Source organism: Oribacterium sp. WCC10, assembly GCF_900113415.1.
GTDB lineage: Bacteria > Bacillota > Clostridia > Lachnospirales > Lachnospiraceae > Oribacterium.
On the sequence record NZ_FOPH01000025.1, the window covers coordinates 1 to 17,525 of the forward strand.

Here is a 17,525-nt window from a genome sequence, read left to right on the forward strand (position 1 = left end):
CACGCAAGACTCGCTTCCGATGCTGCGGCTTACAGCTTATCGGGCGGACGTTTGCAATCCGCTATATGAAGCGCCCTTAGCAGGGCGCACTGACAGGCACCTATGGTTGTTTACTGATTGTTTTTTATATATCCTCTGGTTTCAGGCAATGTCCTGCATCGCATTTTATGTATAGTCCGTATTGCCCGACTCTTGCCGTTAGTTCACACCTATGCTGAGGGCACCTGATATGTTTCACATACATATAATGATTTATATCATCCGGTGTAAGCAGTGAAGTCGTTTGACATTCCTTGCACCACAATATAGTTTTTCCGCTTTTTCCTCTGATCATTTTAAGATAATTCTTGCAAACCGGACATTTTTTGGTCTCTCCAATGAACGCCGCTAAACCTCCTGGTCCTTCAGGATCATTTGCAGAAAATTCAGGTCTGGGCAATAAGTTTGTTCTTCCACCCTCTGATTCTCTTGACTCTAAATCAGATAGTGACTTTATCATCTCAGATGTGTTATCACCATCTATTCTGCAAATAATAGAACATACAGTTAAATAACTACTGTTTCCATCTATGAATTTCCAGGGTGCCAATGGCACTCCATACCAGGTGATACTATCATCAATCATGATTATCGGAAAAGTAGCATTGTTTGTTCCCCATGAATACTTCTTCCAGTCAGCCGGTAAGGAAGCATAATCATTACATTTTATTAAAACCTGAATTCCCTGGTCTTTCTTCTCCTTTATCAATTCCAATATTGTAGATTGATACTCCGGGTCTATTTTCCCGGAGGGCATCGAAATAACTATTTTTTCATGAGCCCTTAAGAGGTCAGTCTCGAAGGCTTTCTTGTAGTCGCCTGTATTCACATAGAATTTCAAAAACTTATTCAACGATAGCTGAGAAACTAAATCCTCTAGCTTACTGGAATCTCTACTGTATTCGATCACATTCCCCTTATCATTTAAGTAAGATAGCAATCTGTACAATGTATGTGATGTATCCTTATAGTTATTATTCCAAAAAGTTGTATTTGCTACAGTTACAAGCTTACCTCTTGCTCTGGTCACAGCAACATTAATAAGTCGAAGGATCGAGTTAAAGTCTTTTCCCATTAACCACCCCGGTTTCTTAGAAGGATAACTTTCTACTGCATCAAATATTACAACATCGCTTTCAGAACCCTGAAACTGATGTACGGTCGCACATCTTATTTCTGTCGAATCATGCTTTCTGTAATCAAGTTCCATAGCCCTGACCAATCTGGTCTGTGCCGCATAAGGTGTGATGATACTTACTGTTTCAACATTAGCTTCTGATTTTACAGCTACAGCAAAAGATATCAGAGCGCTTAAAATATTGAATCTTGAATTATCTGCATTTTTTGATGCAGCACAATAACATTTTGAAAGATTGAGCAAATTTATAGCTTCGCCTCTAAATAACTCTGCAGCAACTATATCATTTCGACTATATGATGTTGATGAATGATCTTTCAGTAAATCGTTATAAACATAGTGACTTGCGAATGCAGCGATTTTTGGATGCATTCTTCTTTGTTCGTTTAACATCACAAGCCATGGATGAAAGAATGGCTTTCCATAGTGATTTATCCCAAGATAAGTAAAAATATCTTCACATAATACATCCTTTGCACTCGACTGAGTAATAGGCGCCAACTGCATAAAGTCACCTACACAAATGAAATGACTTTTTGCAAAGGTTGCAGCACAAACTACTTGAAGAACATATGCCATACTTACCTCATCGAACATAACCACGTCATATAGCTTATGTTCAAATACTTTATCTATTATAACTTTAGAGATAGTTGTGGCTACGATTGAGGCTTGATTTACATAATCAACTTCCTGTTCTCTAAGCTGACCTCTGATTTTATTAATTTCTTTTCTTATGGTCACAATTTCATTGGACCCAAGACCTTTTGTTCTTCTGATTTCAGCATACTCTGTCAATAAAGTATCCAATTTTTTCTTGAGTACCGGATTCTTCGTTGCAGTGTAGTAAAAAGAACTTACATACTGATTCTGACTCAGTTCTTCATCTCTTACGTAACCATATCTCAGAACCTTTCCATTTTCTAAGAATGTAATCTTCTTTTTCTGTCTTAACAGCTCATCTATTTTCTTTGCAACACCATCTACAGAAACATTACTATGGGATACTATAAGTACTTTTTTACCATCAATTAGAAATTTAATTGCAAGCTCTGACATAGTATGAGTTTTACCCGTTCCCGGAGGACCCCATACTATACACACAGGTTCAGATAATGCCTTCTTAATAACTGCATCCTGTCCCTTTGGAATCAATTCAATAGGTTTGTTTGATGCTAAGGCCGGACCTTGTTTAATCAGCGTTGAAGCCATGGAGTTCGGATTCAGGAAAATTCTTTTCCTCAATCTTTCTTCCAACCCTTCCAGAAGTTTCCAAGGTTCCACAGTGATGTAAGCATTTCCGATTCTATCCCCTATGTTAGATTCTAGTTGTACAATAATCTGGAAGTCTTCACACATCAAAACTGTACCTTTTGAATGATCTGAACTAACTTCAATTTTAATGGGAGCATCATCTGATATATGCAATTCTGTTTCCAAATCGAAAATGTAGGAATAAATACCTTTGACTTTTGATATTAACTTTCCATTTGTAACTTTGTACTTTCGTCCGCCTTCATGCATCAGATACATTTTTTCTGTCCGCAAGGCTTTTAGGTACTTTGAAAGTCCCGGAATTTCAATATCTCTCATACTGCTATCTTCGGACGATGGATAAGCATGGTCATTTATTAGCTCCACTCCGGAGCTGGTCATATTCAGGGATTTGTGATCTGAATCAGCTTTTATGCAATTAACGTAAGTCTGTTCATCTTCAGTAGACATAACCTGTATAGACACATCTACGAGCTTTCCCTTTTGTGAAATTGTGCTGTCCTCAAAAGAAAATGTTGTTACTATTTTATTCCCTTTATTTGACAGAAACGTCATAGATAGTTTTGATTTTTTCATCCATATATTTTTATTTTTAGGATAAATAGCTATGGATGCAGATTGAGGCATAGTAATTGAAGAGTTGAATAATCTAGGATTGTCCATATCTGATTCTTTGATTCCCAATTTATCAGTAACCGATGAATTCAAATATATTATTTTTTCATCTGTCTTTTCTTTATAGAAAAGCTTATACGAAATTTTAATATGGTCATCATATTCAAGATATTCCGGTAAAGCTAATTTAAAACAACACTGACTATATGACGGATTCATTTTATTTGCCTCTTTTCATACTATTCTTTCCCTAACATAGTCTGTATAAAGCACTTACAGCAAATAATATGATAGCAGTTTCCTTCTCTGAAGCCAATATTCAAAAAACTCCACATAATATGTTGTTTCCAACCACACTCACGAATCGTGGTTATACCGAAAAAATAGTTATACCGAATGCAAACGACAAACCCCTACTTTAAAGGATTCTTTCGAAAAATTTCGGTATAACTTTTTTAAACGCTGTTTCAAATTTATGATCTGAGTCTCAAGTACCAGAACTGTTTTCGGTATAATTTTTCGATTGATTTTTATCAAGATATGGTGCTGAGATTTCAATATCTTGGATAAAGCCTACACTATGATGTGATCTGCAGGAATAAAAGTTATACCGAAATGTGAAATGAAAATTGGACAGAGAATCAAAATTTGTTTCTAACCAAGTAAAAAGTTATACCAAAAAGACCATGGGAATTCCTTATTAATACAGAGGATTTTATAAGTGTTCGGTATAACTCAAAATTCGGTATAACCAATTTTGTACCGAATTCGGTACAATCGTGGCAAGCAGTGCCCATTGCCGTACAAATGGGCATTCGCTTGTTGAGGGGTAGCCCCCCAATCCCCCAGAACTGACCGCAAAGCGATCAGGCCAAATTCATGTTTTGCATTCGAGACTTCATGTATATTTCTTGAAAATAAAAAAGACGGGTGAACCGCATTTCATAAATGCCATCCACCCGTAAATTTATCTTACATGTTCTTGTGCTATATTCTTATCTATCTGATGTTGTTTTTCCTCTGTCTTCAGGAACCTGTCGATATCCTGTTTTGCTATCTTTATGTCCATCATTTCCTTCCTTGCTTCCTTATATTCACTGTACAGCTTCCGCTTTTCTTCAAGGACTTCCCTATACTGTTCTGATAGTTCTCTTACCTTCGGCAGTTTCTTGCCCTTGTATCTGTTGAAGGCTTCCTTTGAAGCCCTGTATAGGGTTATCTCTTCCCGGTGCGCCTCGAAAAAGTCTTTATCGTATCTTAAGTCACGGTATTCATCATAAATCTTCTTTGTCTTTGCAAAATTGATGATGTTCATTTTGAGAGCTGCTATATCATGAAGCTTATCTTCTTTTTCTTTTATGAGCTTTGACACAGCATCAAATCTTTCAGAAGTCTCGGCTGTTTTCTTCTCAAGTTCTTCATAGTCTCTTATACCATGTTCCTGAAGAAACAGAAGTGCTTTGGTGATCTGCTTGACATTATATATCTTTGCCCAGCGTTCATATCCCCTGCCTTTTCCTTCCTGCATCTTCTTATTGATGTCGATAAGAAGATCGAATCCTCTTGAAGACTGTTTTATCTTTTGTTGTTTCCTCTGGTTCTTCTCGGCTTCTTTTCCATATTCTTCAGAACAGATCTCATCCTCTCTTAGGATGCGTTTTCTTATATCTTCTTCCGTATACCCTTCCCCAAGAGAAGATAATCTTATGAATCTTTTCTGTCCCTTCCCTCTTACAGAAATATGTTTTCCATTTTTTATTTCATATCCGGATTCCTGTAATCGTTTCAGAAACTCATTAAGATTCTTTGTATCTTCCTGGAGAATCGTATCGATATGTTCTCTAAGTTCTTTTCTCAGAGATACCCTGTGATAAGAATTTCTGTTATCCCGTTCTGAAGGTCTTCGGGGTTTTATGACAGACAGCGCATGCTCAAGACACACTATATCACTGACTTTCTGCAGGACCAGAGCTATGAACCACGAATCCCTGAACTTCCTGTCACAATTAAGATTCGTGGAATTAAAGATTATATGGTTATGAATATGGGCCTTATCGGTATGAGTGGCAACTATAAATGCATGATTTCCTTTAGTGAAACGCATGGCTGTTTCATAACCGACAGCATTGGCCTCCTCAGGAGTGATCTCCCCGGGCTTAAAGGACTGACGTATCTGATATGCGATAATGTCTCCCTTCTGTTTTCGTCCGGTTATCCTGAGATACTCCTGCTTTGCAAGAAGAAACTCCTGATCCACGGTTTCCTTGTCACAGGCATATGAAGAAATGAGTTCTTCATTCTCAGTCTTTTCTCCGTTTTTTGCATAATCAGTTCTTGCTTTCAGGCACTGGGCTACGGTCTTTCCTTTGTTCTGATGCATGGCGATGAGTCTTGTAGTAGCTATCTGTGATCACCTCCTTCCTAAGGGTACTTGTAAGTCAGATAAGATATACTTGAGTCTCAATGTTTACTCATTACTTCTGCAGCTTACTAAGATTTTCAAGGATCTTTCGCATTTCAACCCATATTAACTTCTGCTGATTTTGTAATTCCCGGATATCCTTTTCATAGACAGAACCACACTCATTGGCTTTTCTGGCATACTGATTGAGATTATTGGAATTGATGCGAAGGAGGCGGATCATCTCCTTCACATCACTAAGATCTAGCTGGATAAGGCACCCATCTATAGCCATCTTCCGAAGGAATGCGCTCTTATTCCTGATCCCGCATTTCTTCATTTTTTCTTCGATGAGCTTGAGTTCCTGCTCTGTCAGTCTCGCTTCAAGGCGTTTCCTTTTTTCCATATTTAGTCTCCGTCACGGCATAATGATGGTCTCCGGATTTTCTTTGGCTCTCTGAAAAAACTCTTTATCTTTTCTTCATGCTCCCTGATCTTTGCTTTTACTGACTTCTGCTCTTCCTGAAGTTTTTCCTCTGATTCTTTCTTCGAACCATTGTTAATGATTCCATCGATGGAGTCATAATCATCCTCCAGGGTCATCTCTGCATTCTTTAAAGGATTGTTATCTACAGTATTCATGTTGTCCCCCTTATCTTTTCTTCTTATCAAAATCCAAAATAAAACCTGCCTGGCCATCATCTTTTGTGGTTAAAACAAGAGTCGTATCATAGGTCTTTCCTGTCCTTATGGATCTGCATTTTTTTAGTCTGCATCTGCCATCCTTGAGAAGTGATACAGCTATTTCCTTTGTCATCTTCTTTGAAAGAGAATCCAGGAACCTGTTGTCCTTCCACAGGGCAAACCTGCAGGATTTATTGCTGCAGAAAAATCCTTTTGGTTTTTCCAGAACATCAGAACCACAGCAGGGACATTTCCCAAGAGGCTTGTAATCAGGATCCATAAGTGCTACCGTATCCTCAACGATCTTGTAGGTGTCGATAAGTCCCGTTATCATGTCCTGAATCTCTTTCATGAATTCCAAAGATTCAAAGTTCTTTTTCTCTATGCCTAAAAGCTTCTGTTCCCAATCAGCTGTCATTATTGGAGACTGTATCATTTCCGGCATCACTGTGATCAATGCTATTCCCTTATGAGTCGGGACGAGATACTTGGTTTTCTTGTCTCCCTTTCTCTCGACGAATCCTATACGGACAAGCTTTTCAATGATCCCCGCCCTTGTAGCAGGTGTACCAAGTCCTTTTCTTTCTGCTTCATCAGGTGTCTCTTCTGCCCCGGCCCGTTCCATAGAAGATAGTAAAGAACTTTCTGTAAATCGTTTTTTCGGAGTGGTCATGCCTTCTTTTATTTTTGAGTCACTGATTGAAATCCTGTTTCCTTCAGATAAAAGATCCGGAGTATCTGTTATCAAATCCTTCAAACGTTTTTTGCAGGATTCGTTGTTTCCTGTTCCACTATTTCCTGTATTTGCATCCTCAGCGTCATCACTTCCAGAGTCAACTCCAAGGATACTTTTCTCAGCCTCTTTCCATCCCGGATTCGTGATCACTCTGGACTTTGCTGTAAATGTCTGTCCTCCGCAGGCAACACTCAGGTCATACTCCTTTATCTCTGCAGGATCTCCAAGGGCTGAAAGCAGTCTTGCTGCTATGATGTTTAAAATCTTTTGTTCTCTGTCATTGAGAGATGACAGATCAAGGTCAGAGACATTGACAGTAGGTATGATGGCATGGTGGTCACTTACCTTCTTACTGTTAAGCAATCTCTCTTCATGGGTTGTCTCATTTTTAGTAAATCCATATTTCTCTTCCATTCTGAGGGCTAGTTCTCTAGTACTTTCTCCCATATCATCTGTAAGATACCTGCTGTCTGTCCTCGGATAGGTCACGAGTTTTTTCTCATAAAGACTCTGGGTATAGTCAAGTGTCTCCTGTGCCGTGAAACCATAATACTTATTGGCATCCCTCTGCAGAGATGTAAGGTCATAAAGAAGCGGCGGTTTCTCTGTCTTGATAGTCTCTTTCATGTTCGTAATCACTGCATTACCATCCGCTGTTACTTCTGAAAGGATCCTCTCTGCTTCAGCCTTATCCTGTATCCTCTCACTGCTGAGAGGTATGCCAAGGACATCAATCTCTACAGTATAGAATGACTCCGGTCTGAACTTATTTATTTCTGCTTCTCTATTAACTATCATCCCAAGGGTCGGAGTCATAACTCTTCCCACATTAAGTGGCTGTCCGTAAAGTGTCGAAAAAAGCCGGGTAGCGTTGATTCCAACCAGCCAGTCGGAACGCTCTCGGCATAATGCTGCTTCATACAAAGCATCGTATTCACTTGATGGTCTTAGGTTCTTGAAACCTTCCCTTATGGCTGTGTCTTCCATAGATGATATCCAGAGTCTCTCAAATGGCTTTTTACACATTGCCTGATGATAGACCAGCCTGAAGATAAGTTCTCCTTCTCGTCCTGCATCTGTCGCTTCTATCAGACTTATAACATCATTACGGTCCATTAGTTCTTTAAGGATACGGAACTGCTTACGGGTGCTCTCTGTCACATCGTATCTGAATGGACTTGGAAATATCGGCAGGTCCTCCTTTCTCCATTTTTCATACTTTGGATCATATTCCTGAGGCTGTGCAAGCTCTATGAGATGCCCGAAGCACCAGCTGACTATATAGCCATTTCCTTCAAGGTATCCATCTTTTCTGTGTGTCGCACCGATTACATCAGCGATGGATTTCGCCACCGAAGGTTTTTCACATATCACTAATTTAAGGCTCATAAAGATTCCTCCATTCTTTGTGCTTTATTTTTAGCTTTAGCTTTTGTCCTTGAATTTTTCTTAGCTGTTCTGTCCTGTTCCTTTTTTTCCGCTTTCTTTTCAAGCCTTTTCATGACGGACTCTTTCTTTTGTCCTGCTTCCTTCTCAGTATTCGGGACATCATTACCGTCAAGGCTTTGAACGTTATCATGAGTCTGATCTTTTTCGACCATCAATTCCTTAGCCTTTTCTTCTATAGCAGTTATCATCTCTGATGCCGCTGTCCTTATTGTGTTCAGTGATTCCTTAAGTTCCGGCATCTCTTTTCCATGGGACCATCCGGCAACATAAGCAAAACTGTAGTCAGATGTATCTATGCCGAAGTGCTGACAGACTGTATATGCCACGGACTCTGCCTCAACCTCTTTGCTTGGTCTTGACTGCTCGCCATCCGGCCTTTCCTTCTGCGCCTCCAGGTTATGAAGCTTAGCATGGGCCATCTCATGTATAGCGGTCTTTACATTCTGGACTTCGCTCATTCCTTCCTGGATTGCTATACGGTTTTCTGCAGTATGGAAATAGCCTTTTGCTTCTCCCTGTATATCTTCAAATCCTATGGGAACGGGGCTTGCTTCTCTGATTGCTTCAAAGAGTCTTGCATAACCTTCAACACTTCCCGTAAGCTCCGAAACGCCGAAGGTGGGTAATGGTTCACCTTCCGTCTGTGAAAGGTCAAAGGTGCTCACAGGTTTAAATGCTGTGACATTGATCTCAACAGTCTCCCTTACCGGCTCACCGTCCTTATCGAGTATCTCTTTTCCCTTGTCATCAAGTTTGTTCTGGAGCCGCTCCAGCTTATATGGTGCCGGAGCAAGTATCCTTATTCCCTTTTCGCCTTTCTTCACATATCGTCCCATCTGTTTCCATCCGGTGTATGACTGGCATAGTGTCGCATCCGGTTTCTGCATCATGATAAGGATGTTATTGTTAATGCTGTAATGCGGGAACTTTGCCATGGTATCCAGGAATTTCTGATACTTCTCACTCTGAAATATCTCAGACACGCCTTTCTCTAGGCGGTCTGTTATCTCCTTCATTTCCTGTTTTCGTTCTTCCGCTGCTGTCCTTGGATCAAAATTAGTTTGATGTTCAGCCACTTCACTTTCCTCCCATATCTTCAGGAACGGTGATCATCGCATTCTGTCCTTTAAGTTCCTTAAGTTTTTTCAGGATTGATTTAGGAGTTGATCTCATTTCTTTTTTATCTTTCTTCTTAAGTCCTTCTGCGTAAGCCATGTACCTTGATTTTCTTGCCATATATGCCTCCATTTGTTAAAAAGGAGCGGCATCGCTGCCGCTCCATGTCAGTTTGTTTTCTTATCCGTATTTTTACTCATTTTTTATAGGTCGCTTTGAGTAAATAAATAGTTACTTTGTGTCAATTAACTGATTCATCCATAGTATCTTCTTTATTTCCGGTCCTGTCTTCATTCTGAATTGTGTCGAGATAATCTTCCTCATCATCCTTATCCTGTTCACTGTAGTCTATATCCGGATCAGCCTTTGACTTGGTAGGTTTCTTTACCTGGATCTTTTTATAGAGATATAGTCCTATTCCTCCTAACACACCTGCTAAGATAAGTAACAGTACGGCAGGATTAGGTGGCTGAAGTCCCTTTTTCACAGGTTTCTCCTCTTCTGCCGGAGTTTCTGTTTCAGGCTCCGTTTCCTGTTCGGCTGCAAGCCTCTCTTCTTCCTTTTTTGCAAGTTCTTCCTCATATGCCTTCTTCTCATCATCGTCAAGAAGTTTCAGAAGATCCGCTTCATCTACCAGGTTGAGGAAATGTACGGTCTCATTTCCGCTATCATCACGATCTATGATGAGATAAAAATAATTGCCGTTCTTTGTAGTCATGGTTATAAACTGTTTTCCTGTTTTATCAGGGCTCCCATAATCATCAACAAGATTCATGTTCCCGTCCGGTGTCAGAGGTCCCATAGTCTCCTGAGGTTCAGTTTCTTCCAGGGTCTCTTCAGGTTCATCTACTCCCTGACATAAAGTGATGTCTTTACTGCATACAGGGCAGTTTTCATTTACCTTTCCATCCTTACATCTCTCTGTGCAGATACATTCAGCCTCAGGTCCTGTCTGCGCTAATGCTTTATCTGACATCGTTAAAACCAGTATTCCAAGTATCATGGCTGTAGCTGCCATGATCTTTATTTTGATTAGTTTCATCCTTTATATCCTCCATATCCTTCCTCATAGGAAGTGTCATATGCTGAGCTGTTCAGAACATCCAGGTAATCTGATTCATCTTCGGAATTGTTTTCATCTGAAGAATTATTTTTGTCATCTTCTGTATTTTCTGCAGAGCCATCGTTCTCATCATTTAGACCATTCAATTCCTCATCGTTCACTGTGTCTTTTACCTCATCCGTACTTTGACTCAACTTTTTATCTTTGCCAGATCCGGCGCTTTCAGATTCGTCATCTTCATCAGTTTCCTCATCTTCTTTTTCTTTGTTTACAGATATCACACCAGATAACTGCCCGGACTTCACAGCAGCAAGTACCTTTGCGAGGTCCTCCGGTGTAAGGTTCAGTGCCCCGACATCAGATAGTATCTGGCTTGCTTCACATTCCTTTAGTTTTTCTCTTGCCAGTCTCAGTTTTTCCTGAGCATCCTGAAAACGTTTCTCGCAGCGTCTTACTTCTTCACGTAATCTTTCAAGTTTTTCGTACATGTTTCCTCCTTCTTAAACTACCGCAAATAAGTACATCCCTATTTTCCGTGAGACCACCTAAAAGCGGATATAAAAAGACCGTCAGGTTTCCCCAACGGCCTATCCGACGATTCTTCCGTATGTCATGAAATGCTTCGTCCAATAATCTGTATTTACGGATGCGTATTGTATGGGCTTCCCACAATGTATCATCATCCCGTCTCCCACATAGATACCTACATGACTGGCACCCTTTGTGTTGTAGGTCCCCTGAAAGAAAATGAGATCCCCAGGCTTAGCCTCTGCCTTTGAGATCCTGGTGCAGTGACCGAGAAGCCCGTTTGCAGTCTCACGGCCTACATTCCATCCGTTCCCGGAATGATTTATGACCCAGCTTACGAATCCGGAACAGTCAAAGCTGGTGCTTGGACTGGAACCTCCCCATACATACGGGTATCCGAGATATTTCTCTGCTTCATTTATCATCCTTGCAAACTTTGTATCCGTAAGAGCCTCCGGCGGCACTTCATAACCTTCATAGTCTCCTATGACCTGTGCTGCATACGGGTCAGAAGCAAATAATGTTCCTTTGTTTCCCAATGTCTCAACCAGAAGATCGTACCTTGCCTTCTGATCATCATTAAGCCCCATCTCAGTAATTATTGAATCCATGGAAGCACTTGTGAGCTTCACCTTCAGGATATGGTACTCATACTCCACTTCCACATCATAGTAATCTGTAGAAGTCGAACCATCAGGTTCCGTCACGGTATGACTGTGGGTCTCTGTTCTTGTACGTATCTCCGTGACAGATTCTGTGGTAAGTGAATACTGTTTTTCAAATATCTCATTCAGACTCTCCTGCGACCTTTCCTCCGTATAGTCCTCATGAAGCACTGTGAGAAGCGCTGCAAGCTCATAAGGATTATGGTAGATGGTGTCAAGCTCGTATTTGTACTCATCATAATCAGGGTATTCCGTTTCAATGTTATCGATCCGGCTCTGTAGGACCGCCTCCTTTTCTTTGTAGCTGTTGTCTACCGCCAGTATCTCAGGATCATCTGCAGTGAAAGATGATTCAAGAGTGGTGCTTCCAAGAGAATTCACGAATACGCCACCGCTTGAAGTTATGCCAATGATTAGTGCCAGCACAACAAGGACCAGTACTATAGAAATGAGCACTCCGGGATGTTCCTCTATGGATTCCTTAATGAATTCCATGAGCTTTCCGCTTAAGTCTTCTGCCTTATCAACGAACCTCCTCGTCAGACTTCCGAAACTGTTGGCAGATTCCTTTCTTGCCCTTTCAAAAGCCGCTTTCTGATATTCCTTTTTCATGAGCATCTTCTGCTGTGTTTTCAGGCTTTCTCCTGCTGTGGCTTTCTTCCCGGTGTTCATGTTAAGGTCTCTTTTGTCACTGGCAAGTTTCCCTCCATAACCGGAATAGGCTGTATTGTCTCTTCGGGCAGATGGCCCTCCTGTTAGTCCGGATAAGCTTCCTCCGCTTTCGGCAGATGCGTCTGCCAAATTGTCTCCTTCACCATCCCCAGTCCAATCAGTCCAGTTCTTGCCCTGGCATCCATCATATCCTCCGAACCCGGATGATTTATATTCCCTTTTAAGCCTTTCGGAATACTGATGGTCATCCAACAGTTCATCTGCACTCAGAAGAGCATTTGAAGTATCATTAACTGCCTCGACACCGACATTCTCATCTTCATTTGCCTTATCGATTTCTTTCTGAAGAGCCTCTCTCGCAGCGAACTCACGTCTTATGGCGCGTCTTCCCTGAAGCTGCTTTTGCTCTTCCATCATTATCTCTTCTGTTGTACGTGTCATATCTGCTCTTCCGAACCTGAGCTTTTTCCTGACAGCCCTTCTCGCTGATGCTTCATTCATCAGCTTGTCTCCCGGAGCTCTTGGATTCTGCTCAAGATGATACTTTTTATCGTGAACGACATTTTCCGGAGATTCCTCTGATGTATTTATTTTCTTAATTTCCATCTCTATACTCTCTTTCAGGATCTTATGTGTTTTATTACTGGATCTTATGTGCCGCATTTTAGTGTCAACTACATTAGGTGGCCGGAATTGCTATAAATACCTTTCTTAATTCATAAACAATCCGGCTCCTTTGATGTGTTTCTGGCTTCAGAAATCTTCTTTTCATTAAGCTCGTTTACATCAGCATTAGGCAGAGATGAATCGCGTTCAGCTTGTGCCGCTTCCTGTAATTCTGCAGCTCTAACATCAGCTTCATGACGTTCCTCAAGACGGGTGGTCATGATGTCATAGAGTTCAAGATCCTTCGGGAATCTGTCAACAAAGGGCAGGATGACATTGCCATAAAACAGTAGCCCCTCGCCTTCACCCGAATGAGTCACATAGGATATCTGATGGGGACTTATGTTAAGCTGTTTCGCAAGTATGGATCTGTCACCTACCGCCTGATTCAGCATGTAAATGAAATCCGAATTTTCAAAGATATTCTCTACTTCCTTTGATGCTAGAAGATCTTTAACGTTCTGGGTTATTCCTGTCGGTATTCCGCCCCATTTTCTAAATCTCTTCCATATCTCAACTGTGTAGGCTGCTGTCTGCTCTTCCCTTAAAAGAAGATGCATCTCATCCATGTAGTACCTGGTGGATCTTCCACGGTTTCTGTTCTCTGTGACCCTGCCCCAGACCTGATCCTGAACCACAAGCATTCCGATCTTCTTTAGCTGTTTACCAAGGTCTTTGATGTCGTAACACACAAGACGATTGTTAATGTTCACATTAGTCCTGTGGTTAAAGACATTGAGGGAACCTGTTACATAGATCTCAAGTGCAGTAGCCACTACCTTTGCCTCAGGCTCGTCCTGCTCCAGAAGTGCTTTGTAAAGGTCTTCCAGTATCGGCATGTTATCCTTGCCGGGGTTCTCAAAATACCGCTGATAAATCTTATGAATGCATCGGTCGATGACTGTCTTCTCGACAGGCTTCAGTCCCTCCTTTCCTCCGACTATCAGCTCACAAAGAGAAAGGATGAAATCCGCCTTTAATGCCGTAGGATTGTCATCATCTGAATAATTCATGTTGATGTCCATGGGATTAATGAACTGGTCTGATGTAGGACTGATCTTTATGACCTGGCCTCCGAACCTGCTGACAAGAGGCGAATACTCTGACTCAGGATCAGAGATGATAACATCATCATCTGTAACGAGGAAAGCATTGGCTATCTCCCTCTTCGCTGCGAAAGATTTTCCGGATCCCGGTGTTCCAAGTATGAGTCCGTTCGGGTTCTTCAGCTTCTTTCTGTCCACCATGATCAGGTTGTTGGAAAGAGCATTTAATCCGTAGTAAAGTGACTGTGCCCCTCCCTGGAACAGTTCCTGTGTGGTGAAAGGTACAAAGATCGCCGTACTGCTTGTGGTCATCCCTCTCTTAATGTCTATGAGATTGTTTGCCAGTGGCAGGGTGCTCATGAGTCCCTGTTCCTGCTGGAAATCAAGACGGATTAGGTTACAGTTGTGCTTCTGTGCGATACCGCTGGTCTGAAAGACATTGTTCTCAAGTTCCTGCAAAGTACGCCCTGTGTTAAGGACCAGGAACGTGAGAAGGAACATTCTCTCATTCTGATTCTGTAGTTCCTTTAACAGAGCCTTTGCATCATTTCCGTATGTGGCAAGATCTGATGGAATGATATCCATGTCATATCCTGAACGTACAGCTTTTTTCTGTTCCTCGATCTTGCTCCGGTCCAGTTCTGTGATGGTATGCTTTATGGTCTTTATAGCCTCATTCTGATCCACGGACTGTATGTGCATGGTGACTATCTGGCTTGATTCCATGGAAAGGAAGTCTGCAAGCATCCTGTCACTTATGTCAGATGCATCGATCGATAAAAAGCTCATGGCTCCATATAATTCACCTATCTGAAAGGTCCTTCCATTCCTGAAATAAAGGCTGCTAGGAGCTATGAAGTCTTTTACTGAAAGTCCTGAGCCTGTGAGCCATTTCCAGTCAAAGTGGAACTTCGCATCATCCCCCATATGGAACTCACTGTGCATGAGTTCGAGACGCTCTGTGCCGTTCAGTGTACGGGCCCTGACACCTATCCTTTTGAAATTATTCAGGATGTCTATCTCAAGATGTATGAGCCTTGGTTTCGCTGTCTTTATGGATTCTGCATGTATTCCGAAAGTAAGGTATTTTGTCTTTGTAAGACCATTGTTGCCGGCTTCCATCTGATGCTTGAGCATTCCGGTGTATTCGTCTCTGACATCGTTAAAGGAGTCTTTCTGATGAGGGATGGCGATACTCTTCTCAAATTTCTCTGCATCCGTTGCCATGTTCATGAAGCTAAGCTGGAAATGCACCGAGCTGTCAAAGAAGTTAAGGAAGGAACACCATTCTTCAAATATCTCTTTCTGATCCTCCTGCTGCGCCAGCTGATAATTGATGTCCTGAAACTCTATGGTCTTCGTGTAATAATCATCCCCTATTCGGCAGATACCGTCCTGGAACATCCTGTCAAAGGGTATGCTGTCCTGAGCGGTCCTTGGTATACCGTCATCATCAGATATGGACTTTATGATGGCCCGTATCCTTTTCTTATCTTCCTTGCTCAGATCTTCTGGGACCGTCAGGATCCGCTCTTCTTTTCTTCTTATTCCTAGTATCGTTAATATCTTTTTTATGAGATCTGACAATCTTCTCTACCTCCTTTTCCGCCACTGCCTTTTTATGTAAAAGATCGTAATAATTCTTTGTCCTGTAGACCCGTATCTTTGGTCTTATGAAGTTAGCCTGAATGAAATGTGACAGTGTCACTTCCAGAGGCTGTCCGTTCTTCTGATACATCCCTACGAAAAAGAGCGGCATCATGAGGACCATCATCCCCATTGCCGCAAAACTCGTATCTCCCACTTTTCTGAGCAAAAAAAATGACGGTACTCCGATGAGTGCCGCCAGTGAGAAACATACGAGCTGTCGTTTTGTAAGGTTGAAAATGAATTTGCTTTTTACCTTCGTGAGATCACGAGGTACTGATATGTATGATGCCAAAATAAACCTCCTGTCAATGTGCATGGAGCACACTCTTTGCAATGGAGCCTGATTTAAAAAGTGTAAATGCCAGAAGAAATGTTATTGCTACCGCCCTCCAGAGAGAACCCATGATGTCTGATGTGAACATTACCTCATGTATGAGTATCGCATATATGCCGATGCAGACCATGATCATGAATCCCTGAAAGCCAAGGGCAAAAAGAGATCTCAGATAGTTCTGACCCATCATGCTCTGCTCTCTGTTTCCAAATGTTGCAAATGGTATAGGTGCAAGACTTATGGTCAGGTATATCTCTATCATTCTGCCGTATACGATTACATAAATGACTATCGCCATGATGTTGAACATTAGCTGTACTATGAAAGTACCCAGGAATATGGTGAATAGTGGTCCTATATCCATTCCTTCCAGTGTTGTCTGCATGTTAGCAAGGTCTGCTGCATCGATCGTAGCCGAACCGGTGATCAGGTTACTGCTTTCGGATATAACATGCTGCGCCACATCGAACACTGCCATTGTGATATCAAATGTATGTGTGATCAGCTCTACTGCTACAAAGGTCTTAAAGACCCATTTGAAAAAGATCCAGGTCTCGAAGTTTGCAAGATTGTTGTGTGCCATGACGAGCTGTATAAGTTCATAGCATGCGATAAATGTAAGGACTATCCCGGCTATCGGCATGATAACATTTTCAGAAAGATTCCGTATCATGCTGAAGACTGCAGGCTGAAAATCCGAAGGGGACTGGCCTAAACAGTTTGAAACTTCATCGATTCTTGAGTTAAGAGTGTTGAAGGTATTTGTAAGGATATCCATGATACCCGAGACCAGGAGTCCTTTTATAAATTCGTTAATTTTCTCTATTAAGGTATCCAAACAGGACCTCCTTCCTTTGTTTGAAGCCAAATAAAATGATTATTTTACTTCTGTATAAAGCTAAAGAGCCGGAATTCGTGCATGCCTCAAACAATTTATTATTTAGAAAGTCTATCATTGCGAGGTAAAATCCGTTCCGGCTCTTTATGCTCTTTGTAAATACTGTTTATTTCGTTTCGTCTATCGAAACACTATCGCTTATGTTTGATATCTGTATTCACTTAATGTGAATTTCCGAGTCCTCTCAGGACCCGCATAATTAAAAAGCCGGTGAACGATTTACTGATCACCGACTTTGACTTTATACTTCAATATTCAGTTGTAGTTTTTCCTTATCAGCCGAAGAGACCGGAAAGAAGAGGAACAAGAGTTGTTCCGATAAGAGCAACTCCTCCGCCAGCCATAAGCTGCTTCATTCCCTGGCTCTTAGCCCCAGGGTTGTCGTTGCCATATCCTTCCATGAGGTTCACAACTCCCCAGATTCCAAGACCTGCTCCAAGTGCGACTACGAGTGTCTGAAGTACCTGAACTGCGCTGTTAAAAAATGCCATACTGTTTAAAACCAAAAACGCAGATTATTGTTTTTTTGTTCTTTTTATTCGCAGACCCC

At 41.4% G+C, this 17,525-nt stretch carries 14 protein-coding genes; all 14 read right to left on the bottom strand.

Annotated features, from left to right (window positions below; all coding sequences use genetic code 11):
* Nucleotides 1–124: 124 nt before the first annotated feature.
* Nucleotides 125–3,286: an AAA domain-containing protein gene (locus tag BM294_RS13885; RefSeq protein WP_091209483.1), complete on the bottom strand. Its 3,162-nt coding sequence runs from the start codon at nucleotides 3,284–3,286 to the stop codon at nucleotides 125–127.
* A 748-nt stretch (nucleotides 3,287–4,034) separates the two neighbouring features.
* A complete protein-coding gene (locus BM294_RS13890; protein ID WP_330389888.1) occupies nucleotides 4,035–5,447 on the bottom strand; it encodes a relaxase/mobilization nuclease domain-containing protein in 1,413 nt (470 codons plus the stop codon).
* A 94-nt stretch (nucleotides 5,448–5,541) separates the two neighbouring features.
* Nucleotides 5,542–5,874 carry a plasmid mobilization protein gene (locus tag BM294_RS13895; protein ID WP_091209487.1) on the bottom strand — a complete coding sequence of 111 codons (333 nt, stop codon included), beginning with the start codon at nucleotides 5,872–5,874 and terminating at the stop codon, nucleotides 5,542–5,544.
* 2 nt (nucleotides 5,875–5,876) lie between these two features.
* Nucleotides 5,877–6,110 (bottom strand): DUF4316 domain-containing protein, encoded by a 234-nt coding sequence (locus tag BM294_RS13900; protein ID WP_242944545.1) that lies wholly within the window; start codon nucleotides 6,108–6,110, stop codon nucleotides 5,877–5,879.
* Nucleotides 6,111–6,120: 10 nt separating this feature from the next.
* Nucleotides 6,121–8,277 carry a DNA topoisomerase 3 gene (locus BM294_RS13905; RefSeq protein ID WP_091209491.1) on the bottom strand — a complete coding sequence of 719 codons (2,157 nt, stop codon included), beginning with the start codon at nucleotides 8,275–8,277 and terminating at the stop codon, nucleotides 6,121–6,123.
* Nucleotides 8,274–9,413 carry an ArdC family protein gene (locus BM294_RS13910; RefSeq protein WP_091209493.1) on the bottom strand — a complete coding sequence of 380 codons (1,140 nt, stop codon included), beginning with the start codon at nucleotides 9,411–9,413 and terminating at the stop codon, nucleotides 8,274–8,276. Before BM294_RS13910 ends, BM294_RS13905 begins: the two co-directional genes overlap by 4 nt.
* A gap of 1 nt (nucleotide 9,414) precedes the next feature.
* Entirely contained in the window at nucleotides 9,415–9,573 is a 159-nt protein-coding gene (locus BM294_RS16050; RefSeq protein WP_175494702.1) for a hypothetical protein, read from the bottom strand.
* Between the two features lie 121 nt (nucleotides 9,574–9,694).
* Entirely contained in the window at nucleotides 9,695–10,495 is an 801-nt protein-coding gene (locus BM294_RS13915) for a CD1107 family mobile element protein (RefSeq protein WP_242944546.1), read from the bottom strand.
* Entirely contained in the window at nucleotides 10,492–11,004 is a 513-nt protein-coding gene (locus tag BM294_RS13920) for a DUF4315 family protein (RefSeq protein WP_091209494.1), read from the bottom strand. Before BM294_RS13920 ends, BM294_RS13915 begins: the two co-directional genes overlap by 4 nt.
* Nucleotides 11,005–11,103: 99 nt before the next feature.
* On the bottom strand, nucleotides 11,104–12,987 hold the full coding sequence (locus BM294_RS13925) for a C40 family peptidase (protein ID WP_242944547.1): 1,884 nt from the start codon (nucleotides 12,985–12,987) through the stop codon (nucleotides 11,104–11,106).
* A 110-nt stretch (nucleotides 12,988–13,097) separates the two neighbouring features.
* A complete protein-coding gene (locus BM294_RS13930; RefSeq protein ID WP_442950787.1) occupies nucleotides 13,098–15,617 on the bottom strand; it encodes a VirB4-like conjugal transfer ATPase, CD1110 family in 2,520 nt (839 codons plus the stop codon).
* The gene (locus tag BM294_RS13935) at nucleotides 15,583–16,035 is read right to left on the bottom strand and encodes a PrgI family protein (RefSeq protein WP_091209496.1); all 453 of its coding nucleotides are present in this window, start codon (nucleotides 16,033–16,035) and stop codon (nucleotides 15,583–15,585) included. Before BM294_RS13935 ends, BM294_RS13930 begins: the two co-directional genes overlap by 35 nt.
* A gap of 13 nt (nucleotides 16,036–16,048) precedes the next feature.
* Nucleotides 16,049–16,915 carry a VirB6/TrbL-like conjugal transfer protein, CD1112 family gene (locus BM294_RS13940; RefSeq protein ID WP_091209498.1) on the bottom strand — a complete coding sequence of 289 codons (867 nt, stop codon included), beginning with the start codon at nucleotides 16,913–16,915 and terminating at the stop codon, nucleotides 16,049–16,051.
* 335 nt (nucleotides 16,916–17,250) lie between these two features.
* A complete protein-coding gene (locus tag BM294_RS13945) occupies nucleotides 17,251–17,466 on the bottom strand; it encodes a Maff2 family mobile element protein (RefSeq protein ID WP_036611700.1) in 216 nt (71 codons plus the stop codon).
* Between the last annotated feature and the right edge of the window lie 59 nt (nucleotides 17,467–17,525).